8 protein-coding genes and 2 rRNA genes (1 of these 10 cut by a window edge) are annotated in these 11,081 nt (G+C 67.3%); 5 read left to right on the top strand and 5 right to left on the bottom strand.

What is annotated here, in order from left to right; genetic code table 11:
- From SLW52_RS06375 to SLW52_RS06365, 3 genes are all read left to right on the top strand, one after another.
- Positions 1-974 (top strand): 23S ribosomal RNA (locus tag SLW52_RS06375); it begins 1,906 nt to the left of the window's first position.
- 155 nt (positions 975-1,129) lie between these two features.
- Positions 1,130-1,244, top strand: a 5S ribosomal RNA gene (gene rrf / locus SLW52_RS06370).
- 632 nt (positions 1,245-1,876) lie between these two features.
- Positions 1,877-2,944, top strand: coding sequence for an NAD(P)-dependent alcohol dehydrogenase (locus SLW52_RS06365; RefSeq protein ID WP_267082660.1), 1,068 nt, complete (start codon positions 1,877-1,879; stop codon positions 2,942-2,944).
- Between the two features lie 317 nt (positions 2,945-3,261).
- On the opposite strand, the gene SLW52_RS06360 is transcribed toward SLW52_RS06365, so the two are convergent.
- Both SLW52_RS06360 and SLW52_RS06355 read right to left on the bottom strand, forming a co-directional pair.
- Positions 3,262-5,004, bottom strand: coding sequence for a M28 family metallopeptidase (locus SLW52_RS06360; protein WP_320739768.1), 1,743 nt, complete (start codon positions 5,002-5,004; stop codon positions 3,262-3,264).
- A gap of 81 nt (positions 5,005-5,085) precedes the next feature.
- Positions 5,086-5,748 carry a hypothetical protein gene (locus SLW52_RS06355; protein ID WP_017908044.1) on the bottom strand — a complete coding sequence of 221 codons (663 nt, stop codon included), beginning with the start codon at positions 5,746-5,748 and terminating at the stop codon, positions 5,086-5,088.
- A 187-nt stretch (positions 5,749-5,935) separates the two neighbouring features.
- Between SLW52_RS06355 and SLW52_RS06350 the strand changes: the two genes are divergently transcribed.
- Both SLW52_RS06350 and SLW52_RS06345 read left to right on the top strand, forming a co-directional pair.
- Positions 5,936-7,162, top strand: coding sequence for a peptidoglycan DD-metalloendopeptidase family protein (locus SLW52_RS06350; RefSeq protein ID WP_320740071.1), 1,227 nt, complete (start codon positions 5,936-5,938; stop codon positions 7,160-7,162).
- A gap of 104 nt (positions 7,163-7,266) precedes the next feature.
- On the top strand, positions 7,267-8,781 hold the full coding sequence (locus SLW52_RS06345; RefSeq protein WP_152180585.1) for a S41 family peptidase: 1,515 nt from the start codon (positions 7,267-7,269) through the stop codon (positions 8,779-8,781).
- A gap of 66 nt (positions 8,782-8,847) precedes the next feature.
- Here the strand turns inward: SLW52_RS06345 and SLW52_RS06340 are convergent, their stop codons facing one another.
- Genes SLW52_RS06340 through SLW52_RS06330 form a run of 3 tightly spaced genes read right to left on the bottom strand, consistent with a single transcriptional unit; the run spans position 8,848 to position 10,887 of the window.
- The gene (locus SLW52_RS06340) at positions 8,848-9,834 is read right to left on the bottom strand and encodes a D-2-hydroxyacid dehydrogenase family protein (protein ID WP_295968820.1); all 987 of its coding nucleotides are present in this window, start codon (positions 9,832-9,834) and stop codon (positions 8,848-8,850) included.
- Between the two features lie 4 nt (positions 9,835-9,838).
- Complete coding sequence (locus SLW52_RS06335; RefSeq protein WP_017908048.1) at positions 9,839-10,159, bottom strand: DUF1820 family protein; 321 nt, start codon at positions 10,157-10,159, stop codon at positions 9,839-9,841.
- Between the two features lie 35 nt (positions 10,160-10,194).
- A complete protein-coding gene (locus SLW52_RS06330) occupies positions 10,195-10,887 on the bottom strand; it encodes a rhomboid family intramembrane serine protease (RefSeq protein ID WP_017908049.1) in 693 nt (230 codons plus the stop codon).
- Between the last annotated feature and the right edge of the window lie 194 nt (positions 10,888-11,081).

The following is an 11,081-nucleotide window of genomic DNA, read 5'->3' as shown; positions in this document are numbered from 1 at the left end:
GGTAGCGAAATTCCTTGTCGGGTAAGTTCCGACCTGCACGAATGGCGTAACGACAGCGGCGCTGTCTCCACCCGAGACTCAGTGAAATTGAAATCGCTGTGAAGATGCAGCGTTCCCGTGGCAAGACGGAAAGACCCCGTGAACCTTTACTATAGCTTTACACTGAACGTTGAGTTCGTCTGTGTAGGATAGGTGGGAGGCTATGAAACTGTGGCGCTAGCTGCAGTGGAGCCATCCTTGAAATACCACCCTGTCGTGCTTGACGTTCTAACCTAGGTCCGTAATCCGGATCGGGGACCGTGTATGGTGGGTAGTTTGACTGGGGCGGTCTCCTCCTAAAGAGTAACGGAGGAGCACGAAGGTACGCTCAGCGCGGTCGGACATCGCGCACTGTGTGCAAAGGCATAAGCGTGCTTGACTGCAAGATCGACGGATCAAGCAGGTACGAAAGTAGGTCTTAGTGATCCGGTGGTTCTGTATGGAAGGGCCATCGCTCAACGGATAAAAGGTACTCCGGGGATAACAGGCTGATACCGCCCAAGAGTTCATATCGACGGCGGTGTTTGGCACCTCGATGTCGGCTCATCACATCCTGGGGCTGTAGTCGGTCCCAAGGGTATGGCTGTTCGCCATTTAAAGTGGTACGCGAGCTGGGTTCAGAACGTCGTGAGACAGTTCGGTCCCTATCTGCCATGGGCGTTGGAGATTTGAGAGGGGCTGCTCCTAGTACGAGAGGACCGGAGTGGACGAACCTCTGGTGTTCCGGTTGTCACGCCAGTGGCATTGCCGGGTAGCTATGTTCGGAAGCGATAACCGCTGAAAGCATCTAAGCGGGAAGCGCGCCTCAAGATGAGATCTCCCGGGACACAAGTCCCCTAAAGGAACCATGTAGACTACGTGGTTGATAGGTCAGGTGTGTAAGTGCAGCAATGCATTGAGCTAACTGATACTAATGATCCGTGCGGCTTGACCATATAACCTCAAGATGCTTCCTCATAAGCATCCCTTAGCGCGACACACGTCGATCGCTCTCACTCGCTCGCTACATCACACCCCATGAGAGGCTGGCGCCCTGCCGTCCTCGGTCCAACAACCGAGAACACGCACGCGGCGACACTCCAACCGTCTCCCTGGTGAAATTAGCGCTGTGGAACCACCCGATCCCATCCCGAACTCGGAAGTGAAACGCAGCTGCGCCGATGGTAGTGTGGCTCAAGCCATGCGAGAGTAGGTCATCGCCAGGGGCTTTACCCCAAATCCCCGTCCCACAAGGACGGGGATTTTTTATTGCGCGGGCGAAAAACCAACACGACGCGCCCAGGCGATGGAAGGCCGGGCGCACGCCCCGTGGCGACATGCCACCCGGGGGCTGCGCGCCGTACCCTCACCCCAACCCCTCTCCCGGCGGGAGAGGGGCTCGGTTCCTCCACGGCCTCCTGGGCGTCTGTTGTCGACAAGCGGCAACCTGGCCTACAACATCTGCCTGCCAAGGCCTAGTGCACGATCGAACCGACTCTGCGTCCAAAGTGGACAGAGCATGTAAGAGATCCTGTGACTGGTCATTGGACGCATTGCGCGCACTTCCTGGTGCGCGTTTCTCATCGATTGCAGATCCGCTCACGTGCAATCTGCCGATGAATGCCGGTCGGCGCGTCCAAATGTCACCGTCAAGTGCATTGGCGTTCAGCCGAACATGTGCGCCAGTCCGCACTCAGTGAGGCGTTTTGACGACGCGCATCGCACCGTTCCATGTGGCGATGCGTGCCTTTCATGCCCCGCCGCTTAGACTTTTCCACCTCAGGCGACCGCGTAGGCATCGATTGCTCTACATGCGCACCGCCCTTCGGCCCCTTTCACCCACCACGAGGCCTTCCCCATGAGCCAAGCCAATGGATACGCCGCCAAGGCATCCGATCAGCCGCTGACCCCGTTCACCTTCGAGCGCCGTGCGCTCGGTGCGCACGACGTCAGCATCGAGATCCTCTACTGTGGCGTCTGCCACTCGGATCTGCACACCGCCCGCAACGAGTGGCACAACACCCAGTACCCGTCGGTGCCCGGCCATGAAATCGTCGGTCGCATCACCGCGGTGGGCGATCAGGTCAGTGCCTTCAAGGTCGGCGATCTTGCCGGTGTCGGCTGCATGGTCGACAGCTGTCGGCATTGTGCTTCCTGTGCCGATGGCGAGGAGCAGTACTGCGAGAACGGCTTCGTCGGCACCTACAACGGTCCGATGTTCGGCGGCGAGAACACGTATGGCGGCTACTCCGATCACATCGTGGTCGACGAGAAATACACGCTGCATATTCGCCACGATGCCGAGCAACTGGCGGCGGTGGCGCCGCTGCTGTGCGCCGGCATCACCACGTATTCCCCGCTGAATCACTGGAAGGTCGGCCCGGGCAAGAAGGTCGGCATCGTTGGGCTGGGCGGCCTCGGGCACATGGGCGTGAAGATTGCCCATGCGATGGGCGCGCACGTGGTGCTGTTCACCACCTCGGCCGGCAAGCGCGAGGACGCGCTGCGCCTGGGCGCGAACGAGGTGGTGGTGTCGAAGAATGCCGAGGAGATGGCGGCGCACACCAACAGCTTCGATTTCATCCTCAACACCGTCGCGGCGCCGCACGATCTGGATGCGTTCCTGACCCTACTCAAGCGCGACGGCACCATGACCCTGGTCGGCGCGCCGGCCGAGCCGCACCCGTCGCCGACGGTGTTCAACCTGATCATGAAGCGGCGTCAGCTGGCCGGTTCGCTGATCGGTGGCATTCGCGAGACGCAGGAGATGCTGGATTTCTGCGCCAAGCACGGCATCGTGTCCGACATCGAGACGATCGAGATGGCGCAGATCAACGAGGCCTACGAGCGCATGCTCAAGGGCGACGTGAAGTATCGCTTCGTCATCGACATGGCCAGCCTGGGGCAGGCCAAGCAAGCGGCCTGAGCCGACGGCGACCGTGGCGGTCAGCCGCCGCGGTGACGTCATGCGTCATCGTCATGCCATGAAAGCCCGGGCAGCGCATGCCCGGGCGTTTCTGTGGCGGTAGCTCTCGTCGCGGCCGAAGTGCTCTACGCGTGGGCTTCTGATCGGCATTCGAGGCGCTCGGAAGACGTCCGGCAACCGCGCACCGCTGCATGCGGTAAGCGATCTGCACGAGGTGGTGGCAGCGACGATGCCCGGTGCGCCACGCGACCGATGGGGGCAGAGACGACAACGGCGCCGAAGCGCCGTTGCCATGAAGCTTGGGGAGAAGCCGCCGCCTACTTGCCGGCGGCAGGCTCGGCCGCGGGCAGCGACGTCGGCCTGCCCATCATCTTGTCGCGTGCGGCCTTGAACGGATTGTCCGCGTACCAGTTCGGCCAGCTGTCGCCGGCGGCCAGTTCCTTGCCGACGCCGTACACCGCCTGCAGGTCGTCCATCACGCCGTCGAGCTTCCAGGTCGCCGGATCGTATTCGTCGGCCGGCGTGTGATAGCGCTTGGCGTACTCTGCCGCGGCACGGCGCCCGGCTTCGATGCCACCGTCGACCAGGTCTTCGCCGCCGTCGATGTACAGCGCCGGCACGCCGGCCTTGGCGAAGTTGAAGTGATCCGAACGGAAGTAGAACCCGCTCTGCGGCGCGTCTTCGGCGTGCAGCACGCGGCCTTGCGCGGCCGCGATCGGCTTGAGCAGGTCTTCCAGCTGTGAGCTGCCGAACCCGTTGACCACCAGGTCCTTGGCGCGCCCGGCCACCGGCATCGCATCGAGGTTGATGACGCCGGCGATCTTGTTCAGCGGGAAGGTCGGATGCGCCACGTAGTACTTGGAACCGAGCAGCCCCGATTCCTCCAGCGTCACCGCCAGGAACACCACCGAGCGTTCTGGCTTGGGCTGCTGGTGTGCGAACGCCTCGGCGATTTCCAGGATGCCGGCCACGCCGGTCGCATTATCGACCGCGCCGTTGTAGATATTGTCGCCGGGTTCGCCCTCGTGCTTGCCCAGGTGATCCCAGTGCGCCATGTACAGCACCGCTTCGTCGGCACGGCTGCTGCCGGGCAGCACGCCGACCACGTTGCGCGAGGTCTTTTCGGCAATGGTGCTCTTCAGGTCCACCGAGAGCTTGGCCTTTAGCGGGATGGGCTTGAAGCCGCGCTTGCTGGCGTCCTTGTAGGCCTGCGCCAGGTCCAGGCCGGCGTCGGCGAACAGTTGCTTGGCCGCCTCGGCGGTGAGCCAGCCCTGCACCGGAATGCGCGGCTCCGGATCGTCCTTCGCCGGCAGGTCGTACTGCGCGCCGGACCAGGAGTTCTTGACCACGTCCCAGCCGTAGCTGGCGCCGGGCGTGTCGTGCACGATCAACGCGGCGGCGGCGCCCTTGCGCGCGGCTTCCTCGAACTTGTAGGTCCAGCGCCCGTAGTAGGTCATGCGCTTGCCTTCGAACAGGCTGCCATCGCCGGTGTGGAAGCCGGGGTCGTTGACGAACATCACCACGGTCTTGCCCTTCCAGTCCTGGCCGGCATAGTCGTTCCACTTCTGCTCCGGCGCGTCCACGCCGTAGCCGACGAAGACCATGTCGCTGCCATCGAGCTTGACCTCGGGCTGGCCGGTGCGCGTGCCCACCACCATGTCGCTGCCGAAGGCCAGCTGCCGTGCTGCGCCGTCGTGGGCGATGGTGAGCGTGGTGCCCGGCGCCGCGGTGGTCTCGGTCATCGCCACGTCCTGGAACCAGCTGTCGCCGTTGCCCGGTTGCAGGCCGATGCGCTGCATCTGGTCGCGGATGTAGCTGACCGTCTTGTCTTCGCCCGGCGTACCCGGACCGCGGCCTTCGAAGGCATCGGAGGACAGCATCTTGACCAGTTCCGCGAAGTCCGCCGGTGCGATCCCGGTGGAGAACGCGTGCGTGGGCGCCGCAGCGGGTGCGGGCGCCGCGGCCGGTGGCGCGGTGTCGGCGGCCGGGGCGGGCGCTTCGCGTTTGCACGCGGTCAGCGCCGCGGCTGCGGCCAGGCACAGCACGAGCTTGCGGGACATGGGGGCTCCTGATGGCGAGGGAACCCTGGATTCTATAGGCAAGCCGCACGCGCCCGGGCGGGCGCGTCGTCGCGGCACGGCTCAGTTGTTCGGCGCGGTGTCGCCGTCGAAGGGCAGCGCGGTGGCGCCGGTGATCGGCCCGGTCTTGGCGCTGCGGTGCACGTACAGGGTCACTTCGCGCTCGAAGCGCAGCGGGCCGTCCACCACCGCACGCGGGCCGACGATGACCCGTGGCTTGCGCGTCGGCTTGAACGACATGCTGAAACTGGGCTTGTTGATCGAAATGCCACCACCGACATGCGAGTCGTGGCCGACGGTGATGTCGCCGTTGACCGTCTCGATGCCCTTGTCCAACTGCGTGGCGACCAGGCCGATGCTGCCGTTGACGCTCTCGATGCCGCCGCCGACGCGGCCGCCGCGGTCGACGAAGATGCCGCCGTTGACGGTTTCGATGGAACCGGCGACCTGCGCGCGCTCGCCGAGGGTGATGCCGCCGTTGACTGTGGACAGCCCCTTGGTCTGCGCGCCGTCGGCGACCTTGACGCTGCCGTTGACCGTTTCCACGCTGCCCACCTGGGCGCCGGACTGGACGGTGATGCTGCCGTTGACCGTTTCCAGATCGCCGTACTGCTTGCCGGCGTCGGCAGTGATGCTGCCGTTGACCTTGCTGATGCCTTCGCCCGCGAACGCCGGGCCGGCCGTCAGGGCCAGCGCCAGCACAACCGCCAGATGCATGCGTTTCATCCTTCACCTCCCGGGCGCCGGCGATGCGGCCGCAATCAATCGTGGGGCGATCACAACACGCTTCGCTACAATCCACACCTGCCTGAAGTCACTGGACCCTCGCTTGCCCGCAGCCGCGCCTGTCCCATCGCATTCCGCCGCGCCCCGCGCGGCCGAGTGGCGTGCGCCCGTGCAATGGCGCGGGCCGTTGCGCAGCCTGCTGGCGCTGACGTGGCTGCTGACCGCCGGGTTGGCCGCGGCGCAGAATCCGCGCGAGGCCGAAAAGCGCCTGGAAAAGGTGCGCAGCGAGCTGAAGAGCGTGGCCGAGGAGCGCCGGCAACTGGAAGGCAAGCGCGGCGACGCCGCACGCCAGTTGCGCGAGGCCGACGAAAAGGTCGCCGTCACCGGCCGCAGCCTGGCGCAGACGCAACAGGCGCTGCAGCGGCACCAGCAGACCCTGGCCGAGCTCGAGCGCAAGCGCGATGGCCTGCGCAGCGGTTTGACGCGCCAGCGCGCCGAACTGGCGCAGCTGCTGCGGGCGGCCTATGCCATCGGCGGCAATGCGCCGCTGAAGCTGTTGCTGGCGCAGGACCGCGTGGCCGATGCCAACCGCCTGCTGGCGTACCACCGCTGCCTGCAGCGCGAGCGCGCGCAGCGCATCGCGACCTTGACCCACGAACTGCAGGCGCTGGAACAGGTGCAGCGCGAGGTCGTCGAACAGAAGCAGCAACTGAGCGAGGCCCAGCGCCGCCAGCAGGAACAGGCCCAGGCGCTGCAACGCGACCGCAAGCAGCGCGCCAGCGTGGTCTCGGAACTGGACCAGCGCTACCAGGACCGCAGCGAACGCGAGAAGGCGCTGGGCCAGGATGCCAAGGCGCTGGAAACCCTGCTCGCCAACCTGCGTGCCGCCGCCGCCCGCGCCGAGGCCGAGCGCCGCGCCGCGGCCAGGCGCGAGGCGGCCGAACAGGCGGCGCAGGCCAAGGCCGCGGCGAAGGCCGGGCGTGGCGGCGGCAAGATACCGCCCAAGGTGGTCGCCTCCGCGCCGCCGCTGAAGGTCGGTGGCCTGGGCTGGCCGCTGTCGGGCGACCTGATCGCGCGCTACGGCGGCAGGCTGCCCGATGGGCGTACCAGCAGCGGCGTGCTGATCGCCGCGCCCGCCGGCAGCACCGTCACCGCGGTCGCCGACGGCACGGTGGTGTTCTCCGACTGGATGACCGGCTACGGCATGATCCTGATCGTGGACCACGGCAATGGCTACATGAGCCTGTACGCGCACAACGACACCCTGCTGCGCGACGCGGGCGCCAAGGTCAAGCGCGGCGATGCGGTGGCCAAGGTCGGCAATTCCGGCGGGCAGGGCCGTCCGGCGCTGTACTTCGAACTGCGTCGCAATGGTCAGCCGGTGGATCCGGCGTCGTGGCTGCAGCGCCGCTGAGCCACGCGGCTGCGGCGCGTTCAACGCGAATTTAGCTCGGCTTCGCGCATAATCCGGACAACCGCGCCGTGCACGGTGCGGGTCTTCCCCAATCGGAGTGCTTCATGCGCGTAGTCCTGTCCGCAGCCCTGTTGCTCGCTCTGGCGCCGCTGCCGTCGATGGCGCAACGCGCCGAGGCGCAGACGCCCACGGCCCCGGCGGCCAGCGCCGACGATCCGGATTCCACCGAATCGGCCAGTGCCAAGGTGCCGCTGGACGAGATCCGCCGCTACGTGGCGGTCTACAACGCGGTGAAGGAAGCCTACGTCGATCCGGTCGACGACAAGAAGCTGATGCAGTCCGCCATCCGCGGCCTGCTGCTGGACCTGGATCCGCACAGCACGTATTTCAGCAAGGAAGACGCCGAAGCCTTCGACGAGCAGACCAGCGGCGCCTACGACGGCATCGGCGTGGAGCTGCTGCAACTGCCGGACAACACGCTCAAGGTGGTGTCGCCGATCGACGACACGCCTGCCGCGCGCGCCGGCCTGCGCTCGGGCGACATCATCATCGCCATCGACGGCAAGCCGATCAGCGCGGTCAAGGCGATGGAGCCGCTGCGCGGCGAGCCGGGCAGCAAGGTCGTACTGACCATCGCCCGCGACAAGGTCGCCAAGCCGTTCGACGTGACCCTGACCCGGCAGACCATCCGCGTGGCCAGCGTGCGCAGCCGCATGCTCGAACCCGGCTACGGCTACATCCGCATCAGCACCTTCCAGGCCGACACCGGCGCCGATTTCCACAAGCAGTTGCAGCAGTTGCAGGCGCAGGCCGGCGGCAAGCTGCGCGGCCTGGTGCTGGACCTGCGCAGCAATCCGGGCGGCCTGCTGACCGCGGCGGTGCAGGTGGCCGACGACGTGCTCGACAAGGGCACCATCGTCAGCACCCGCGGGCGCATCTCGGTCAGCGATTCCAAGTTCGACGCCACCCCCGGCGACCTGCTCAACGGCGCGCCGATGGTGGTGCTGGTGGATGCCGGTTCGGCCAGCGCCTCGGAAGTGCTGGCCGGTGCGCTGCGCGACAACAAGCGCGCGCGCATCGTCGGCAGCCGCACCTTCGGCAAGGGTTCGGTGCAGACCGTGCTGCCGCTGGACAATGGCGACTCGGTCAAGCTGACCACGGCGCGGTACTACACCCCCAGCGGCAAGTCGATCCAGGCCAGCGGCATCGTGCCCGACGTGGTGCTGCATCCGGAGGCCAGCGCGGACGATGCCGACAAGCCGGCGGCGATCGCCGACTACAGCGAAGCGACCCTGCCGGGCCACCTGCATGGCGACGACGAGGGCGCCGAGGGCTACACCGCCGGCGACGTGCTGCCGGGCGACGGCCCGATCGCGCAGGCGCTGGCCGAACTGAAGCAGCCCGGCGCGGTGGCGCGGGCGGCCGCGGCGGCACCGGCCGGCAAGGGCAAGGCCAAGCCGGCGCACAAGCCGGCGGGCGCGGCGCCGAAGGCCGCCCCGGCGAAGCAGCCGGCGGCGGAACCGACCAAGCCCGAGCCCACCAAGTCCGAACCTGCCAAGACCGAGTCCGACAAGACCGGCTCCGACAAGACCGGGCCTGCGCCGGCCTCCGGCACCTGAGCCGACGGCGGCCCACCTCGCCATCGCGCGCGGCGTGGCCGCTGCGCGGCGTCGGTGGCCAGCCGCTCAGTCGGCGACGCTGAGGACCTCTGGATTGGCCAGCCGCTGCGGCGCATCGGCGGCGAAGGCCAGCACGTTGTCGAAGGCGGCGCCGAAATACAGGTCGTAGCTGCCCTGTTCGACGTAGCCCAGGTGCGGCGTCGCCAGCACCCGCGGATGCCGCAGCAGCGGATGCCGCGGATCCAGCACCGGCTCCTGTTCGAACACGTCCAGCGCTGCCTGTCCCGGGCGTCCGGCGTCCAGCGCGGCCAGCAGCGCGCCGGGCGCGATGAGTTCGGCACGGCTGGTGTTGACCAGCAGCGCATCGGGTTTCATCCGCAGCAGGTCGTCCAGTCCGATCTGGTGGCGGGTGGCCGCGACCAGGCGGCGATGCAGGCTGAGCACGTCGCTCTCGGCGAACAACGCCTCGCGGCTGGCGGCGACCGCGAAGCCGTCGGCGCGCGCCTGCGCACAACTGTCCTCGCCGCCCCACACCTGCACGCGCATGCCGAACGCACGCCCGTAGGCGGCGACGCGGCGGCCGATCTTGCCGTAGCTCCAGATGCCCAGCGTCAACCCGTCCAGGCTGCGGCCCAGCTGCGCATCGCCGGTGGCCTGCCAGTGCCCGGCTCGCAGCGCATCGCGGTAGGCGAGCAGGCGCCGGCTGGCGGCCATCAGCATCGCCCAGGTCAGTTCCGCCGGTGCCAACGGTGAACCGACGCCTTCGGCCACGGCCACGCCGCGCGCGGTGCAGGCGGCCAGGTCGATGTGTTCGCCGATCCGCCCGGTCTGGCTGATCAGGCGCAGCTTCGGCAGGCGCGCCAGCAAGGCGGCGTCGATGCGGGTGCGCTCGCGGATCAGCACCAGCGCCTCGGCCTCGGCGGCGTGGCGAACGAAGGTCTCGCGCTCGGGCGCCAGCGCGGTCAGCACCTGCACGCTGTGCGCCTGCAGCCGCGCGAAGCAGGGCAGGTGGCGCACCGCATCCTGATAGTCGTCGGCGATCAGGATGCGCATCGGCTCAGCGTGGCTTGCCGGGCATCGGGAACGGCGTGACCACCTTCTCGCCGGTGGCCGCGTCGCGGATCGTCGATTGGCCCTTCTTCTCCACTTCCTCGATGCGCACGATGCTCTGCATCGGCAGATGCAGCGTCTTGGTGTCGCCGAACTCCTCGCGCAGGCGTTCCTCGGTGGGATCGATCACCAGCCCGTCGTGCACGTCGAACACCAGCGTGCCGATCTCGGTGAAGCCCCACAGATGGCTGCTGCCGACGTGCTGGCAATACAGCTCGTAGACCTTGCCGTGGTTGAGGAAGGTCACTTTGTACAGATGCTTGAACATGCGCGCAGTATACGGGCGCCGTTGCCGCAGGCGGCTCAGAAGCCCTTGCGCTTGCGCAGCCGCCGCGCGATCGCCGCGCGCACGTACAGCCCGTAGACCATGCCGAAGGCGAAGCCGGCCAGGTGCGCCGACCACGCCACCATGCCGAAGGCCGGGCCGATGTAGGCGAACACCACCTGCAGCGCCGCCCAGGTGCCGATCAGCAGCGAGGCCGGGGCGCGCACGAATTCCAGGAACAGCCCCAGCGGCAGCACCACGCCGAGCTTGGCCCGCGGGAACAGCGCCAGGTAGGTGCCGATCAGCGCCGAGACCGCGCCGCTGGCGCCGATGATCACCCGGTCCGGGGTGCCGACCGCGAACACCGCGGCCAGGTTGGAAATCGCCCCGCCGCCCAGGAACAGCAGCAGGAACCGCCACGGCCCCAGCACGCGTTCGGCGGGCAGGCCGAAGATCAGCAGGAACACCAGGTTGCCGAGCAGGTGCGACCAGTCGGCGTGCAGGAACAGGGCGGTGAACAGGCGCAGCACGCTGCCGTCCTGCACCGTGGCCAGCCAGTCGCGCGGGCTGCCCACCCCGGCCGAGAGCGCGCCCCAGTCCAGCCACAGGGTCGCGCGCGCCTCGTCGGGGCGGCTGATCGACCACAGGAAGGCCAGCCACATCGCCGCGAACAACAACGGTGTGGCCCAGCGCAGCGTGGTGCGTTCGCGGGAGGGGATGGAAACGAACATGCGAGGGAACGGGGGAGCCGGAGACCGCCAGGGACGCCACGATAACGACTTCATCCGGCTGAACGCACGCCGACTCCACACGAAGCTGAACGCATCATGTCGTTATTGTTTAGTTAACGGTGCGGGGTATACTCGCATACGGCGTCGTATGTCGGGAGGGGACTCCGGCGCGCATTCCTGGACCATTCCGGCCC

It is taken from the genome of Xanthomonas sp. LF02-5 (assembly GCF_034105325.1).
GTDB lineage: Bacteria > Pseudomonadota > Gammaproteobacteria > Xanthomonadales > Xanthomonadaceae > Xanthomonas_A > Xanthomonas_A sontii.
The sequence above is the reverse complement of the archived record's forward strand: the minus strand, read 5'-3'. Positions and strand labels throughout refer to the sequence as shown.

Bases quoted from the DNA above. Each gene is read 5' to 3' on its own strand.
- SLW52_RS06365 (WP_267082660.1), top strand. From the start codon at position 1,877: ATGAGCCAAGCCAATGGATACGCCGCCAAGGCATCCGATCAGCCGCTG.
- SLW52_RS06330 (WP_017908049.1), bottom strand. From the start codon at position 10,887: ATGTTCGTTTCCATCCCCTCCCGCGAACGCACCACGCTGCGCTGGGCC.
- SLW52_RS06340 (WP_295968820.1), bottom strand. From the start codon at position 9,834: ATGCGCATCCTGATCGCCGACGACTATCAGGATGCGGTGCGCCACCTG.
- SLW52_RS06360 (WP_320739768.1), bottom strand. From the start codon at position 5,004: ATGTCCCGCAAGCTCGTGCTGTGCCTGGCCGCAGCCGCGGCGCTGACC.
- SLW52_RS06355 (WP_017908044.1), bottom strand. From the start codon at position 5,748: ATGAAACGCATGCATCTGGCGGTTGTGCTGGCGCTGGCCCTGACGGCC.
- SLW52_RS06335 (WP_017908048.1), bottom strand. From the start codon at position 10,159: ATGTTCAAGCATCTGTACAAAGTGACCTTCCTCAACCACGGCAAGGTC.
- SLW52_RS06345 (WP_152180585.1), top strand. From the start codon at position 7,267: ATGCGCGTAGTCCTGTCCGCAGCCCTGTTGCTCGCTCTGGCGCCGCTG.